Here is a 15641-nt window from a genome sequence, read left to right as displayed (position 1 = left end):
GCCGTCACCGAGGCTCCGGCCCCCTCCGGGCCCCCGGGGACCACGACCGGGAGCTCCGCGCCGGGCCCGATCGGCAACGGCCCGGGCCTGCCCTCCGTTCCGGTCCCGACCCCCGCACCCAGCACTCCGGTCCCGGTTCCTGTTCCGGTTCCTGTTCCTGTTCCGACCGTGACTCCCCCACCGGACACTCCGGCTCCGGCAGCGACGCACGTACCGAGCACTCCGGCGCCGGTCCCGACAGAGGCGCCGAGCACCTCCGCTCCGGTCTCGACTCCCGCACCGGTCACGACTCCCACTCCGGCCGCACCCCCCGCTCCGGCCGCACCGACCCTCGCGCTCGACACCGACGGCCGGCTGCTGCCCGATGCCCGGGGCACCGCCGCGCCCGGCGCCGAGGTGCTCCTCGAGGACGCCTCCGACGGACGCCGCGTGGGCTCCGCCACCGCCGACGCCGACGGCTCCTGGACCGCGCCGGCCCTCCCCCTCCCCGCGGGCAGGACCACGGTGCTGGCGCGCACCGCCGCAGGAGTCAGCACCTTCGAGACGGTCGACCTGCGCGCTCCGGTGCTCCTCGCCCGGGCCGCGTCGAGCGGGGGCGCGGTCGGCGTGCTCGTGCTCGCCGATCCCGACGCGGACGGCCTCGACCTCCTGGTCGACGGCGGGCAGGTGCGGTCCCTCGCTCCCGGAGCCCCCGTCCTCGCCGCGAGCCTGGAGGTCGGTCCCGGGAGGCACACGATCGGCGTCCGCTACTCCTCCCCGGACGGGCGGACGGGACCCGTCGCCGTCGTGTCCGTCGACGCGGGCTGAGGCGCGCGGACCGCCCCGTGCCCCACCGTTATCCTGGGCGGATGCAGCCCGAACCCGCCGCGTCCGCGACTCCCCGGCCCGCCTCCGCGAGCACCCGTCCGACGGGCAGCGACGCCGCGTGGTCCGGCGCCCGGCCCGCGGGAAACCACTGGACCCTGACCTTCGCCTGCCCCGACCAGCCGGGCATCGTGCACGCCGTGTCCGGTGCCGTCGTCCAGGCCCGCGGCAACATCACCGAGAGCCAGCAGTTCTCGAGCGCCGACACCGGCCGCTTCTTCATGCGCCTGCAGGTGGAGTCGCCGATCAGCCGCGAGGAGTTCGCCGCCGCCCTGCTGCCGATCACGGAGCACTACGGGATGACCTGGCGCCTCGACGTCGTCGGCCGGCCGCTGCGCACCCTCGTCCTCGCCTCCACGGCCGCGCACTGCGTCAACGACCTGCTCTTCCGCCAGCGCGCCGGGCAGCTCGCGGTGGACATCCCGATGATCCTGTCCAACCACGGCAGCCTGCGCGACCTCGCCGAGTTCTACGGCGTGCCCTTCGAGTCGCGCCCCGTGGTCTCGCCGGAGTCGAAGCGCGGGTTCGAGGAGCGCGTGCTGGAGGTCGTCGAGGAGCACGACGTCGAGCTCGTGGTCCTGGCGCGCTACATGCAGATCCTCTCCCCCGAGCTCTGCGCGCGACTGGCCGGCCGCGCCATCAACATCCACCACTCGTTCCTGCCGGGCTTCAAGGGCGCGAACCCGTACAAGCAGGCGCACGCCCGCGGAGTCAAGCTGATCGGGGCGACCGCGCACTTCGTGACCAGCGACCTCGACGAGGGGCCGATCATCGAGCAGAACGTGGTGCGCGTGGACCACTCGCACTCGGTCGCCCAGCTCGTGGCGATCGGGCAGGACGAGGAGAGCCGCACGCTCACGCAGGCGGTCAAGTGGTTCGCGGAGGACCGGGTGCTCCTCGACGGGGCCCGCACCATCATCTTCCGCTGACCTCCGGCGGCTAACATGGTCGGCGTGAATCGAGCAGGAGCGGACACCGCGGGCACCGACATCAGGATCGGCCCGAACGCGATCCTCCGGTTCCTCCTGGAGCTCGTCGCGTTGGCGACCTTCGCCCTCTGGGGCTTCGCGTCGTGGGACCTCCCGTGGAACATCGTCCTCGGCATCGGCGCTCCGGTGGTCGCCGCGCTGGTCTGGGCGCTCTTCCTGTCGCCGCGCGCGGTCCTCGCGATCGACGTCTACGGCCGCTCGCTGATCGAGCTGCTCGTGATGGGCGCCGCCGCGCTGGCGTGGCTGGACCTCGGCCAGCCGGTCGTCGCGATCGTCTTCGGCGTCCTCGCCGTCGTCTCCGGCGTCATCGCGGGACGCCGCTCCCTCTGATCCGGACGGCGGCCGCTCAGGCCGAGGGGGCGCTCGCTCGGAGCCGTCCACCGCTGTCCCCGAGGGTGCACCGCTGTCCCCGTGCGCTCGCCGCCGCCCCGGAGCGGAACCGAATGCGTCGTCCAGGCTCGCAGCCGCTTGTCGCCACTGCGCTCTCCCGTCGATGCGCCGCCGGCGATGCGCTACCGCAGCGGGATCCAGGGCCGATCGCGCCGCCGGGCCCCCAGTCGGAGGTGCTCCGCCCCGCCTGATCGTCGATCTCTCCCCGACCCGCTCCCGCCTCCCCTCTCGAGCCGTTCCCCCACGCAGCCGGGCCGGTCCTGCTCCCGGCCCGCACCACGATCCGCCCCGTCTCCGCCTCCCCGACCGGGAACGGCGAACGGCCGCCCCCGCCGCTCCGGAAGGAGCAGGGGGACGGCCGTTCGCGGCGGTCTCGGAGGACTACTCCGCGGCGCCCGCCTCACGCTGCGCCAGGGCGCGGCGTCGGCGGCCGGTGATCACAGCACCTGCACCGAGAAGGGCGAGGGCGGCGGCTCCGAGGAGACCGCCGTCGAAGCCCGTCGACGGGAGGCCGCCGGCGCCGTGGCCGGGCGCGCCCGGTCCGGCGGTCGGCGTGGAGGTGGGCTCCCCCGGTCCGGCGGTGGGGCCGGCCGTCGGCGTCGCGGTCGGCTCCGGGGTGCCCGTGGGCTCCGGAGTCGCGGTCGGCGTCGGGGTGGGGGTGACCGCCTCGGTGACGTCGACGCTCACGAGCGTCGCGAGTCCCGAGTCGGTGTAGGCGACACGGCCGAGGTAGCGGGCCGGGCCCGCCAGGTTCGACCAGGAGACCGCGTACGCGATCGGCTCGCCCTGCACGGCGTCGACCACGGCGGGGTCGGTGCTCAGCGAGCCGAGACCGTTCTCCGGAGTGATGACGAAGCTGCGGAAGTCGAACGTGACGGTCGAGGATCCCGGAGCGGTCGAGTAGACATCGGCCTGGACCGTGTACTCGCCCGGAGCGGGGTCGGCGATGTCGACGCGCTCGTCGGCCGAGCCGGTCGCCGAGGTGAAGACCGTGTCGGTGCTCTCGCTGGTGACGGTGAGGTCGAGGTCGGCCGCGTCGTCGAGCGAGTCGAGGTCGAAGCGGGCGAACTCGGCGCCCTCCGGCACCACGACGGTGGTCGTCAGCGACTTCCCCGTGGGGAGCGTCGCCGAGTGGCCGTCAGCGGCAGTGGCGTCCTCGGCGAGGACGCCCTCGGCGAGACCGCTCGCGGTGAGCGGCAGCGCGCCGGTGATGCCGGGCGTGACCGTCACCGTGCCGGTGCCGGTCGAGCCGGTGCCGGAGACCTCGTAGGGCGCGTCCAGCAGGACGGGGCGCACCGCGATCGGGCTGCGGACGTCGTGCTCCGCGCTCGCCCAGGTCAGGTAGCCGGTGGCGAACTGGTTGAGCGCCGCCGAGCCGGTGGTGAAGGAGACCGTGTACTCCGCCGTCTGGCCCGCACCCGTGAAGGAGAGGGTCGAGGGCGAGACGACGGTGTCGATCCCGGCGAGGCCGTCGACCGAGGCGGTGTAGGTGCCCGCGCCGGTCGAGGTGACCGTGCGGGTCACGGTCTGCGTGCCCGCGAGGGCGCCGATCGCGATCGAGGCCTGGTTGAGGTCGGACGGGTCGATCGCGGCGATCGGGTCGATCACCGGGTTCGAGGTGAAGACGTAGCCCGCACCCTTGAGGAACGCGATCCAGTCCTCCGTGCCGCTCTGGTAGAGCAGTCCGGGATCGAGGAACGCGGCCGGGGCGACGTGTCCCGCGCCCTGGGCGAAGACGTCCTCGGACGCGGCGCCCGACTGGTCGACGCTGTCGTAGGCGGAGGTCATCATGGCCGACTTCACCGCGGACGGGGAGGCCTTCGGGGTCGCGCCGAGGATCAGCGCGCCGAGGCCCGCCACGTGCGGCGACGACATCGAGGTGCCGGACTCGAACGCGAAGGCGGGGTCGTCGCCCTCGGCGTTGAAGCTGTCGGCGAGGATCGCGACGCCGGGCGCCGTGAGGTCGGGCTTCAGCACGTCGGCGCCGTCCGCCTCAGCGGGTCCGCGCGACGAGAAGCCGGCGACCTGCGGGACGGGGATGGAGGCTCCGGACGAGTTGCCCTCGGAGAGGGTCACGGTCGCACCGGCGGTGCCGGCGTAGGTCGTGATCGCCTGGTAGGCCTGCGAGTCGATCTGGATGCTCGGGACCGAGTGGTCGTCGACGTGCAGGGCGTTCGGGGTCGGGTTGAGCAGCAGCATGCCGATGCCGCCGGCCCGCTCGACCTCGGCCGACTTGGAGACGCGCGCGGTGACGCCCGCGGTGCAGGCGACGATCGTGCCCTTCACCTTGTCGGGGTCGAGGGTGCCGGTCTCGCAGATGGCGGGGTTCTCGGCGCCCGAGCGGACGACGTCGGCGCTGTTCACCAGCGGTCCGGTGACGTCCTCGTGGACCGAGATGGATCCTCCGACGAACTTCTGGCCGTCGCCGAGAGCGGCGGTCGCGGTGTAGGTCGGGATGGAGGACGCGGCGACCGTGGTGTACCAGGGCGACGCGTGGTCGAGCGTGGAGGCGCCCGCACCCGAGTTGCCGGCCGAGGCCGCGACGAAGACGCCCGCGGCGGCGGCGTTGAGGAACGCCTCGTCGATCGCGGTCAGGGTCGAGGTGGCCGAGCCGCCGCCGATCGAGAAGTTGATGACGTCGACGCCGTCCTTGGTCGCGGCGTCGATGGCCGCGAGGATGCCCGCTCCGGAGCAGAAGTCGTCGTCGTCGGTGCCCTCGTCGGGTCCGTTCCAGCAGACCTTGTACGCGGCGACCTTGGCGGCCGGGGCGACTCCGGAGATCTTCCCGTAGTCGTAGCCGTCGACGCTCGCCTCGACGCCGTTGTTGCCGGCTGCCGTGCTCGCGGTGTGCGAGCCGTGTCCGTCGGCGTCGCGCGGGGAGCGGTACTCGGGGTTGTCCGTCGAGCCGACCTCCTCGTCCGCGAGGAACCAACGTGCGCCGATGAGCTTCTGGTTGCACTCGTCGCCGTCCCACTGCTCGGAGGCGGGGAGCCCCGGCGAGCAGGAGCCGACGAAGGTGCCGCCGTCCGACTTCACGAAGGAGGTGGTGGTGCCGTCCGTGTAGGGGGCCGCTCCGGGCGAGGTCGCCAGGGGCGCGCCCGCGAAGGAGGGGTTCTCGGGCGCGATGCCGGAGTCGATGACGCCGACGACGACGCCCTCGCCCGCCTTGTCGATGCCGCCCAGCTTCTGCCAGACGCCGTTCTCGCCCTCGAGGCCGAGGAAGTCGGTGGAGCGCTGCTGTCCGGTGTCGGGCACGGGGGTACCGGCGGCGGCCGCGGCGAGCGGCGAGGCCTGCGCGGCGCGGTCGACCTTCAAATTCTCGACCTTGCGGACCTGGGCGACGTCGCGGCGGCTCGCGAGCTCGCCCGCCTGCTCGCCCGAGAGGGTCGCGGAGAAGCCGTTGAGGGCGACGGTGTAGTGGTAGCCGATGGCGGCGTCGACCGCGGAGGCGACGTCCTCCTGGCGCTGCTCGAGGTGGGCGGAGTAGTCCTCCACCGGAGCCGAGGCGGCCTGCAGCTGCGCACCGTCGACGGGCGCCGTGCGGGCGAAGCGGGCATCGCTGCCCTGGTAGGTGGCCGCGGAGGGCTCGACGAGGGTGACGACGTAGTCGCCGTCGTCGAAGCTCTGGCCGACGGAGAGCCCGCCGACGAGCGAGGCGCTGCCGGCGAGAGGGGCGGCACTGGCGCCGGTGGTGGCGAAGGCCGCGGTCGCGGCGACTCCGAGGACGGCGAGGCCCGCGAGGATGCGCCTCTCAGCGCGGCGGACGGGTGGTCGGTGGGACAGGTGGATCGGCAATCGATGTCCTTACTCACATTCGCTGGGAACCGGATCGGTTTCCACACAGAAACGACCCTACGAACTCGATTGCTCAGCTTTGTTACGAACAGGTAACGAAGTTGACACCGAAAGGGGCCGATCCGTTGGCACTCCCCCTCCGCGAGTGCTAATTTATTCGCGTTGAGCCGGGTCGGCTCAACTCTTGGAACTCTTCGTTGCACGACTGAATGGAGTGATCTCATGGCTGTCACCTACGACCCCGTCCGCGAGCTGGACCGCCTCGCCACCGCCCTCCTCGGCTCCGGTCAGGGGCCCCGCCGGATGCCGATCGACCTGTACCGGGACGGCGACCACTACGTCCTCACCGCCGACCTCCCCGGCATCGACCCGGGGTCCGTCGACGTCGACGTGGACGGGCAGCTCCTCACCATCCGTACCCAGCGCACCGTCGCGAGCGGCGACGACGTCGCCTGGATCACCCGGGAGCGCCAGTCGGCGACCTTCGTCCGCCAGCTGAGCCTCGGCCAGGGCGTCGACACCGAGCGCATCGCCGCGTCCTACGACAACGGCGTGCTCTCGGTGACCATCCCGGTCAGCGAGAAGGCGCGTCCCCGCCGCATCGAGGTCGTCTCGACCGCCCGCCCCGAGCAGGTGCGGATCGGCGAGGCGGCCGCCGAGTAGGACGACGAGCGAGGGCCCGTCCGCGATCGTGCGGGCGGGCCCTCCGCCTGTCCGCACGCCCTACGCTGGCCGGATGCGCGCCTCCTCCTCCGACACCGCTGTCGGCGTCCTGCTCCCCTGCGATCTCCCCGCCTCCGAGGTGCTCGGCTACGCCCGCCGCGCCGAGGAGCTCGGCTTCGACGAGCTCTGGGTGGTCGAGGACCTCGGCTTCCGCGGCGGCATCGCCCAGGCCGGCGCGGTGCTCGCCGCCACCGAGCGGATCGTCGTCGGCATCGGCATCATGCCCGCCGCCGTCCGCACGGCGGCCTTCACCGCGATGGAGCTCGGCACTCTCGCCGAACTGTTCCCCGGCCGCGTCCACGCCGGCATCGGGCACGGGATGCCGCACTGGATGCGCGGCCTCGGCGTCTGGCCGCGCAGCCCGCTCACCCTGCTCGAGGAGCAGTTCGACGCGATCCGCTCGCTGCTCTCCGGCGAGCGCACCCACCGCTCCGGCCGCTACGTGCACGTGGACGGCCTCGTCCTGGAGTCGCCGCCATCCGTCGTGCCGCCGCTGCTGGCCGGCGTCCGTGGACCGAAGTCGCTGGCGCTCGCGGGCCGGATCGCCGACGGGGTCGTCCTGGCCGAGCCCGTCACTCCGGAGTACCTCGCGGCGGCCCGCAGCCACCTCGGCGGCACCGGACGGATCATCGCCTACAACGTGGCCGCCGTGGACGACGACGCGGCCGCCGCGCGCGACGCGGTCCGGCCGGGACTCGAGTGGATCGGCGAGCCGGACTGGGCGCCGCACATCGAGCCGCTCCCCTTCGCGGAGGACTTCGCCCGCCTGCGGGCCGAGAGCGCCGACCGCGCCGCCTTCGTCCGCGACCTGCCCGACGCCTGGGTCGACCAGCTGGCCGTCGTGGGCACCCCCGAGGACGCTCGTCGCCGCATCGGCCTGCTGCACGAGGCCGGTGCGTCGAGCGTCGTGCTGATGCCGTCGGGGCCCGATCCGCTCCACGCGATGGAGGAGCTTGCCCGGGCGCTCTGAAGCGCTCGGCCCGGGCGCGTCCCACCGGGCCCTCAGACGCGTCCGGCCCGCAGGATCCGAGGATCGTGCGGGCCGGACGCGTCTGCTGAAGCCGGAGATCAGGCCGACATGCGGGCCTTCAGGTTCTCATCGAGGGTCGCGAGGAACTCCTCGGTCGTCTGCCAGCCCTGCTCGGGGCCGACGAGCAGGGCGAGGTCCTTCGTCATCTTCCCGGACTCGACCGTCTTGATGACCACGTCCTCAAGCGTGAGCGAGAAGTCGATGAGCTCCTGGTTGCCGTCGAGCTTGCCGCGGTGCGCGAGGCCGCGCGTCCAGGCGTAGATCGAGGCGATCGGGTTCGTCGAGGTGGGCTTGCCGGCCTGGTGCTGGCGGTAGTGGCGCGTGACGGTGCCGTGCGCCGCCTCCGCCTCGACGACGCTGCCGTCGGGCGTGGAGAGCACGGAGGTCATCAGGCCCAGCGAGCCGAAGCCCTGCGCGACGGTGTCGGACTGGACGTCGCCGTCGTAGTTCTTGCAGGCCCAGACGTAGCCGCCCTCCCACTTCATGGCCGAGGCGACCATGTCGTCGATGAGGCGGTGCTCGTAGGTCAGGCCCGCGGCGTCGAAGCGCTCCTTGAACTCGGTCTCGAAGATCTCCTCGAAGATGTCCTTGAAGCGGCCGTCGTAGGCCTTGAGGATCGTGTTCTTGGTGGAGAGGTAGACCGGGTAGTTGCGCGAGAGGCCGTAATTCAGCGACGAGCGGGCGAAGTCGCGGATCGACGCGTCCTGGTTGTACTGGACCTGGGCGATGCCGTCGTCCGGGGCCTTGTAGACCTCGAACCTCATCGGCTCGGAGCCGTCCTCGGGCGTGAACTCGACGGTCAGCGTGCCCTTGCCCTTGAAGACGAAGTCGGTGGCGCGGTACTGGTCGCCGAACGCGTGGCGGCCGATGATGATCGGCTTGTTCCAGCCGGGGACCAGGCGCGGGATGTTCGAGATGATGATCGGCTCGCGGAAGATCACGCCGCCGAGGATGTTGCGGATCGTGCCGTTGGGCGACTTCCACATCTTCTTGAGGCCGAACTCCTCGACGCGGGCCTCGTCGGGGGTGATGGTCGCGCACTTCACGCCGACGCCGTGCTTCTGGATGGCGTGCGCCGCGTCGATCGTGACCTGGTCGTCCGTCTCGTCGCGGTACTCGATGCCGAGGTCGTAGTACTCGAGGTTCACGTCGAGGTACGGGTGGATGAGGGTGTCCTTGATCTTCTGCCAGATGATGCGCGTCATCTCGTCGCCGTCGAGCTCGACGACCGTTCCCTCAACCTTGATCTTGGACATTGCTCTCCCATGGTGTCGATGACCCCGCACCTGTGCGGGACGGGCGGCTCTGCACCGCTCCGGATGGCCTCCGCCAGCCTACCCGAGGCCCGAACTGTCTCGATGTCGAGACAGTTCTCGATCGTCCGCGCCGGGGCCGGCGCACGTCGCCCGACAGGAGGATGCCCGCCGTCCTGCGCCGCCGGTACAGTGACGGCATGAGTGACCTCCGCCTGGAAGAGCTGTCCGCCTCGAACATCTCCGCCGTGAACGGTCTGAGCCTCAAACCCGGCCAGGAGCAGTTCATCGCGCCGGTCTCCTACTCCGCCGCCGCCGCGGTGATCGACCCGGGCGCCTCCTGGCAGCGGGCCGTGATGGACGGCGACGAGCTGGTCGGCTTCATCCACGCGCACTTCGACCCGGAGGCGGCGGAGGAGTTCCGCAGCTGCATCTGGCGCATCAACATCGACGCGGCGAAGCAGGGCCGCGGCGTGGGCACCTTCGCCGTCCGCGCCACCGCCGACGAGGCGCGCGCTCGCGGCTTCGACACCCTCACGGTGATCTGGGAGTCCGGCGAGGACGGCCCGGAGCAGTTCTTCCGCTGGATCGGCTTCGAGGTCGTCGGCGAGACGCAGTACGGCGAGAACATCGGGGCGCTGACGCTCTGAGCGCGGCGCCGGAGGCAGCGGAGCCGGCCGACTTCGTCTCCGCCGTCCTCGAGGTGGTCGCCTCGATCCCGCCCGGACGCGTGATGGCCTACGGCGAGATCGCCGCGGTCCTCGGCACGCGTGCGGCACGCGCGGTCGGCACGGTGATGGCCCGCTACGGCTCCGACACCGCCTGGTGGCGCGTCGTCCGCGCGGGAGGAGCGCCCCCGGTCGGCCACGAGGAGCGCGCCCGCCGGGAGTACGAGCGCGAGGGCACGCCCCTCGTCGTCACGCCGGGCGGCTGGCGCGTCGACGTGCGCAGCGCACGCTGGCGCCCCTGAGCCGGGATCGGCTCAAGTGCGTTAGTCGCGAGCGGCAGCCGCTCAGACGAGCGAGTCCCGCCAGGCCGCGTGCAGGGTGGCGAAGCGGCCCTCGCCGGCGATGAGCGCCTCCGGAGTGCCGTCCTCGACGATGCGGCCGTGCTCCATCACCAGCACCCGGTCGGCGATCGCGACCGTCGAGAGGCGGTGCGCGATGATGACCGCCGTGCGGTCCGCCAGGAGCGTCTGCAGGCCCTGCTGCACCAGGCGCTCGCTCGGGATGTCGAGGGAGGAGGTCGCCTCGTCCAGGATCAGCACCGCCGGGTCGGCCAGGAACGCGCGGGCGAACGAGATCAGCTGGCGCTGACCGGCCGAGACGCGGCCGCCGCGCTTGTTCACATCGGTGTCGTAGCCGTCCGGAAGCGCCTGGATGAACTCGTGCGCGCCGACCGCCTGCGCGGCCCGGACGATCTCGTCGTAGGACGCGGTCGGCCGCCCGATCGCGATGTTGTCGGCGACGGATCCGGAGAAGAGGTACGCCTCCTGGGTGACCATCACGATCGCGCGCCGCAGGTCCTTCGGGTGCAGCTGCCGCAGGTCCACGCCGTCGAGGGTCACCACGCCGTCGCTCGGGTCGTAGAAGCGCGAGATCAGCTTGGCGAGCGTCGTCTTGCCGGCGCCCGTGGACCCGACGAGGGCGATGGTCTGCCCGGCGGGGATGTCGAGGTCGAAGCGCGGCAGCACCTCGCGGTCGGCGGTGTAGGCGAAGCGGACGCCCTCGAAGCCGAGGCGGCCCCGCGCCTGCCGCAGGTCGACCGGGCGGGCCGGATCCGGGACGCTCGGCTCCTCGGCCAGCACGCCCGAGATCTTCTCGAGCGCGGCGGCCGCCGACTGGTAGGAGTTGTAGAACATCGCCATCTCCTGCACCGGGTCGAAGAAGCGCCGGGTGTAGAGCAGGACCGCCAGCAGCGCGCCGATCTCGAGCCCGCCGTCGAGCACGCGGACGCCGCCGATGAACAGCACCACGGCGACGGTGACGTTGCCGATCAGCACGAGCCCGGGGTCGAAGGTGCCGAACACCCCGAAGACGCGCTTGTAGGCGAGCCGGTACTGCTCGACGACCCCGCCGAACACGGACTCGTTGCGCTTCTGCGTGCGGAAGGTCTGCACGGCGCGGATGCCGGTCATCGACTCCACGAACTGCACGATGAGCCGCGACGAGGCGACTCGGGTGCCGCGGAACAGCGCCTGCGACCGCTTCTGGAACCAGCGGGTGAGCAGCGCGAGCGGCACCAGGGCGCAGGCGAGCACGATGCCGCTCACGCCGTCCAGGGAGACGAGGGCGATCGCGACGAAGCCCATGTAGAGCGCACCCTGCACCAGCTGGTTGATGCCGGAGTCGAGCAGCTCGCGGATGGAGTCGAGGTCGCTGGTCTGGCGCGAGATGATCCGGCCGGAGGTGTAGTTCTCGTGGAACTCCAGGCTCAGCTTCTGGGTGTGCAGGAAGACCCGCTTGCGCAGGTCGATCAGGATCGCCTGGCTCACCCTCGCGGAGAGCACGGTGTACCAGGCGACCAGGAGCGCGCCGACGAGTCCGGTGAGGATGTAGGCGCCGACCGTGACCGCCAGCGGGACCGCGTTCCCCGCGAGGACCGCGGGCAGACCGTTGTCGATGCCCGCCGCGATCAGCGCCGGTCCCGCGACCTGGGCAGCGGTCGCGACGACGACCACGACCGCGGTGAGCACCAGCCGCAGCCGGAGCGGCCGCAGCAGAGAGCCGAGCAGCCGCAGCGAGCGCCGGCGCAGGGCCGCCGACTCCGCTCTGCTGAGGTCGTCGCGCTCCTCGGAGGAACCGAGCGTGCTCATGATCGCGTCTCCTGGTGGGTCGTCGTGGGGCGGGAGCCGATGCGCTCGGTCCCGGCGGGCCGGGTCAGCTCGTCCTCCTCGAGGCTCGAGATGACGAAGCGGTAGTGCGGGCTGCTCGCGAGCAGCTCGCTGTGGGTGCCGACCGCGGTGATGCGGCCCTCCTCCATCAGTGCCACGCGATCGGCGAGCGCCACCGTCGAGGGGCGGTGGGCGACGATGATCGCCGTGGTGTCGCCGAGCACGCGGCGCAGCCCTGCCTCGACGCGCGCCTCCGTGTCGACGTCGAGCGCCGAGAGCGGGTCGTCGAGGACGAGCACCGCCGGACGCGCGGCCACCGCGCGGGCGAGGGCCAGGCGCTGGCGCTGGCCGCCGGAGAGGCTCATCCCCTCCTCGCCCACCTTCGTGTCCAGGCCCTCGGGAAGGCGGTGGACGAAGTCGGCCTGCGCGATCTCGAGGGCCTCGAGCAGCTCCTCCTCGGTCGCGTCGGGTCGGCCGAGGAGGACGTTCTCGCGCACGCTGGTGGAGAAGAGCGTCGCGTCCTCGAACGCCATCCCGATGTGCGTGCGCAGCTCGTCGCGGCGGAGCCGGCGGATGTCGACGCCGTCGAGCTCGATGGCTCCGCCGGTCACGTCGTAGAGGCGCGGGAGCAGCGCGGTGAGCGTCGTCTTCCCGGAGCCGGTGATGCCGACCAGTGCCATCGTCTCGCCCGGCTCGACCTCGAGGTCGACGCCGTCGAGGAGGTCGCGGTAGCGCTCGGGGGCGTCCTGGTAGCGGAAGTGGACGTCGCGGAAGCGCACCCGGCCGCGCGGCTCGAGGATCGTCTCGGGGTCCTCCGGGTCGGTGATGGTGTTCCGGCTGTCCATCACCTCGAAGTAGCGGTCGACCGCCGTGCGGGTGTCGAAGGTCATCGAGAGGAGGAAGCCGATCGACTCCACCGGCCAGCGCAGCACGGTCGCGGTGGCGAAGAAGGCGAACAGCTCGCCGACGCTCAGCTGGCCGGCCGCGGCGAGCCAGACCCCGCCGAGCAGGCAGAGCGCGAACGCGATGTCCGGCACCAGCAGCAGGACGAGCCAGATCCCGGCGATGGCGCGGGCCTTGTCGATCTCGGTGCCGCGGAGCTTCTCGGCCTGGCCGGCGAAGTTCTCCAGCGCGTGCTGGTGGCGGCCGAAGGCCTTCAGGACGCGGATGCCGTGCACCGACTGCTCGACGGTCGTGGCGAGGTCGCCCGCCTGGTCCTGGCTGCGGCGCGCGATGCTCGAGTAGCGCTTCTCGAACGCGAACCCGTAGATCCAGACCGGGATCGAGCACACGACGAAGAGCACGCCGAGGATCGGGTTCCAGTAGACGAGGACGCCGAAGCCGACGACGATCGTCAGCGCGTTGACCACGAGAAGGACGAAGCCGAAGGCGATCCAGCGGCGGATGAGGCTGAGGTCGCTCATCGCCCGCGACAGGAGCTGCCCGCTCTGCCAGCGGTCGTGGAACGACACGGGGAGGTCCTGCAGGCGGCTGTAGAGCGCCGAGCGCATGCGCGCCTCGATCCGCGTGCTGGGGGTGAGGACCATCCGGCGCCGCAGCGCGATGGCACCGGCCTCGACGACGCCGAGCACGAGGATGACGGCGACCGGGCCGATCAGCGGCCCGAGGTCGCCGGAGCCGGCGGAGGCCGCCCCGTCCCCGAGCGGTCCGTCGACGAGCTGCTGCAGGACGATCGGGATGACCAGCGACACCAGGCTCGCCACGAGCGCGACCGCGATGCCGCCGACCAGCCGGGGCAGGGAGTCGCCGACGAAGGGGACGAGGCGCAGCAGCGTCTGCAGCGTGCTCGGGCGCTTCTGCGCGGGGGCGCCGGGAGACGGGAGGGCGGGAGCGGACACGGCGGAGGGCTTTCGCGACGAGGACGGAGCCTCCCCTGCCGGGTGGGCGGGGAGGCGGGAGGCGCCACCGGGCCGGAGAGCTCCGGGCAGCCTTGAAGGCTATACCCGGGCTATGTGCTCCGTCCAGCGGCCGCCGCGATCCGGCGGTTCCCCCGCCTCCGCCGTCAGCGGACGCGGACCGAGAGGCAGGTGACGCAGCCCTCGAGCTTCTCGAACTCCGAGACGTCCACGGTGAGGACGCGGTAGCCCAGACTCCGCAGCAGCTCGGCGCTCCGGGGAGCGGAGGCGGCCATCAGGAGGGTGTCGTCGTCGAGGACGACCACGTGGGCGCCCGGCTCCTCGGGCATCGGCAGGAAGGAGGGGAACAGGCGCGGCTCGTCGACGACCGGCTCCCAGCCGATGACCGTGCCGTCGGGCAGCGCGGTCACGGCACTCTTGAGGTGCAGCACCTTCGTCAGCGGGACCGCGACGACGTCGTACCCGCGGGGCCGGAGGATCGCGCGCAGCTGGGCGACCCCCGCCGCGTCGGTCCGGCCTCCGCGGCCGACGTAGACCGTCGATCCCACCTTGAGGACGTCGCCGCCGTCGAGCGTGCCCGGCTCCTCGATGCGGTCGACCGTCAGGCCGAGGGCGCGGACGGCCTCCTCGGCGCCCGCCGTCTCTCCGCGGCGGGACTCCGCTCCGGACCGGGCGATCACGGCGTGGTCGCCGAAGACGACGACCGCGTCCTCGAGGAAGACGGAGTCGGCGAGTCCGGGCGCCGGTGCGGCCTCGACCGTCTCCCAGCCGGCCCGCTCGAGCAGGTCGACGTACGCCTCCCACTGCTGCTGGGCGCGCTGCTGGTCGACGGGGACGCGCTCGAGGTGGGTGAGCTCGCCCGCCGAGAGGTCGGCGGCCGGGGCCCGGACGATCGCGATGCGGCGGTCGGTGACGACGGCGGCCGGAGCGCCCGTGGTGCGGAGGCGGTTCCAGAGCGCGCGGCCGACGCTCGCCGCCGAGACGGTGAACGCGAGCAGGAAGACGAGGTTGAGTCCGGCGAAGGTCTGGAAGATGGAGGCCCAGACGGCGCCCGTGACGGCCTCGCCGGTGGCGCTGGCCTGGACCAGCGTGCCGAACACGGCTCCGACCACACCCGCGACGAGTCCCGCGAGCGCGGCGCTCCAGGTGCGTCCGAGCATCCCCGCGACGGCGAGGACGAGGGCGACCACGAAGCCGAGCACGGTCGAGAGCAGGAAGTAGGCGTTGACCTGCGGGATGGAGCCGGGCTGCAGCTGGTTGCCGATGAAGAAGGCCAGCAGGTTGGCGAGGTGCGCCACGAGCGCGGTCGCCGCGGCGGCGAGCAGCGCGACGAGGATCCGGCGGCCCGTCCCGGGCGCGCGGTCCCGGTTCGGGGCGATCGTGGTCGCGGCGGTCGGGGTGTCGGGAGTGGACGCGGGCGTCGAGTCGGAAGGCACCCGGTGACCCTACGCGCCCCCGCCCGCGCCCCGCCTGTCGATCCCCTAGCAGCCCCCTAAGAGCCGCCCACCGCACCGCAGAGCGGTTTCAGCGGCGTCCCGTGCCCAGCGATTCCCGCGACCGGCGACGCGACCCGCTCACGGAACGCACTCCGTCGCCGAGCCGACCGCGCCCCGCCGCGCAAGATGCGGCCGGGAGGACGAACACCGCAAGGCAGAGCCGGTTCAGCGGGAATCGCGTGCCAAGCGATTCCCGCGACCGGCGACGCACCCCGCTCTACGGAACGCACCACATCGCCGAGCCGACCGCGCCCCGCCGCGCGGGGAGCGGCGGGGAAGACGAACACGCCACGGCAGAGCCGGTTCAGCGGGAATCGCGTGCCAAGCGATTCCCGCGACCGGCGACGCACCCCGCTCTACGGAACGCACCACATCGCCAAGCCGACCGCGC

12 protein-coding genes are annotated in these 15641 nt (G+C 72.5%); 7 read left to right on the top strand and 5 right to left on the bottom strand.

What is annotated here, in order from left to right; translation table 11 throughout:
• Window positions 1-168 precede the first annotated feature (168 nt).
• The 3 genes from C5C49_RS12265 to C5C49_RS12255 are packed head-to-tail and all read left to right on the top strand — an operon-like array spanning window position 169 to window position 2183.
• Entirely contained in the window at window positions 169-807 is a 639-nt protein-coding gene (locus tag C5C49_RS12265; RefSeq protein WP_104346259.1) for a hypothetical protein, read from the top strand.
• Between the two features lie 41 nt (window positions 808-848).
• Window positions 849-1793 carry a formyltetrahydrofolate deformylase gene (gene purU / locus C5C49_RS12260; protein WP_104227281.1) on the top strand — a complete coding sequence of 315 codons (945 nt, stop codon included), beginning with the start codon at window positions 849-851 and terminating at the stop codon, window positions 1791-1793.
• A gap of 24 nt (window positions 1794-1817) precedes the next feature.
• A complete protein-coding gene (locus tag C5C49_RS12255) occupies window positions 1818-2183 on the top strand; it encodes a YrdB family protein (RefSeq protein WP_244230596.1) in 366 nt (121 codons plus the stop codon).
• A 441-nt stretch (window positions 2184-2624) separates the two neighbouring features.
• Here C5C49_RS12255 and C5C49_RS12250 read toward each other — a convergent pair whose 3' ends face one another.
• Window positions 2625-6038, bottom strand: coding sequence for a S8 family serine peptidase (locus C5C49_RS12250; protein WP_104346258.1), 3414 nt, complete (start codon window positions 6036-6038; stop codon window positions 2625-2627).
• Window positions 6039-6260: 222 nt separating this feature from the next.
• On the opposite strand from C5C49_RS12250, the gene C5C49_RS12245 reads away from it, so the two are divergent.
• The gene (locus C5C49_RS12245) at window positions 6261-6701 is read left to right on the top strand and encodes an Hsp20/alpha crystallin family protein (RefSeq protein WP_104346257.1); all 441 of its coding nucleotides are present in this window, start codon (window positions 6261-6263) and stop codon (window positions 6699-6701) included.
• Window positions 6702-6774: 73 nt separating this feature from the next.
• Complete coding sequence (locus tag C5C49_RS12240) at window positions 6775-7731, top strand: LLM class flavin-dependent oxidoreductase (RefSeq protein WP_104346256.1); 957 nt, start codon at window positions 6775-6777, stop codon at window positions 7729-7731.
• 98 nt (window positions 7732-7829) lie between these two features.
• On the opposite strand, the gene C5C49_RS12235 is transcribed toward C5C49_RS12240, so the two are convergent.
• Complete coding sequence (locus C5C49_RS12235; RefSeq protein ID WP_104224939.1) at window positions 7830-9047, bottom strand: NADP-dependent isocitrate dehydrogenase; 1218 nt, start codon at window positions 9045-9047, stop codon at window positions 7830-7832.
• Between the two features lie 197 nt (window positions 9048-9244).
• On the opposite strand from C5C49_RS12235, the gene C5C49_RS12230 reads away from it, so the two are divergent.
• Both C5C49_RS12230 and C5C49_RS12225 read left to right on the top strand, forming a co-directional pair.
• Window positions 9245-9694, top strand: coding sequence for a GNAT family N-acetyltransferase (locus C5C49_RS12230; protein ID WP_104224946.1), 450 nt, complete (start codon window positions 9245-9247; stop codon window positions 9692-9694).
• Window positions 9691-10014 (top strand): MGMT family protein, encoded by a 324-nt coding sequence (locus tag C5C49_RS12225; RefSeq protein WP_104238475.1) that lies wholly within the window; start codon window positions 9691-9693, stop codon window positions 10012-10014. The genes C5C49_RS12230 and C5C49_RS12225 overlap by 4 nt, the downstream gene beginning before the upstream one ends.
• 42 nt (window positions 10015-10056) lie before the next feature.
• Here the strand turns inward: C5C49_RS12225 and C5C49_RS12220 are convergent, their stop codons facing one another.
• The 3 genes from C5C49_RS12220 to ddaH form a co-directional block, all read right to left on the bottom strand.
• On the bottom strand, window positions 10057-11859 hold the full coding sequence (locus tag C5C49_RS12220) for an ABC transporter ATP-binding protein (RefSeq protein ID WP_104258297.1): 1803 nt from the start codon (window positions 11857-11859) through the stop codon (window positions 10057-10059).
• Window positions 11856-13736, bottom strand: a complete 1881-nt coding sequence (locus C5C49_RS12215) for an ABC transporter ATP-binding protein (RefSeq protein ID WP_104227288.1) — start codon at window positions 13734-13736, stop codon at window positions 11856-11858. The genes C5C49_RS12220 and C5C49_RS12215 overlap by 4 nt, the downstream gene beginning before the upstream one ends.
• Window positions 13737-13900: 164 nt before the next feature.
• Window positions 13901-15190, bottom strand: a complete 1290-nt coding sequence (ddaH, locus tag C5C49_RS17455) for a dimethylargininase (protein WP_308471228.1) — start codon at window positions 15188-15190, stop codon at window positions 13901-13903.
• Between the last annotated feature and the right edge of the window lie 451 nt (window positions 15191-15641).

It is taken from the genome of Rathayibacter sp. AY1E2 (genome assembly GCF_002932325.1).
Classification (GTDB): Bacteria; Actinomycetota; Actinomycetes; order Actinomycetales; family Microbacteriaceae; genus Rathayibacter.
Note: the sequence above shows the minus strand (reverse complement) of the source record. Positions and strands in the feature narration are given on the sequence as shown.

Excerpts from the sequence above, each read along its gene's own strand:
- purU (WP_104227281.1), top strand. The coding sequence starts at position 849 with ATGCAGCCCGAACCCGCCGCGTCCGCGACTCCCCGGCCCGCCTCCGCG.
- C5C49_RS12245 (WP_104346257.1), top strand. The coding sequence starts at position 6,261 with ATGGCTGTCACCTACGACCCCGTCCGCGAGCTGGACCGCCTCGCCACC.
- C5C49_RS12240 (WP_104346256.1), top strand. The coding sequence starts at position 6,775 with ATGCGCGCCTCCTCCTCCGACACCGCTGTCGGCGTCCTGCTCCCCTGC.
- C5C49_RS12235 (WP_104224939.1), bottom strand. The coding sequence starts at position 9,047 with ATGTCCAAGATCAAGGTTGAGGGAACGGTCGTCGAGCTCGACGGCGAC.
- C5C49_RS12230 (WP_104224946.1), top strand. The coding sequence starts at position 9,245 with ATGAGTGACCTCCGCCTGGAAGAGCTGTCCGCCTCGAACATCTCCGCC.
- C5C49_RS12220 (WP_104258297.1), bottom strand. The coding sequence starts at position 11,859 with ATGAGCACGCTCGGTTCCTCCGAGGAGCGCGACGACCTCAGCAGAGCG.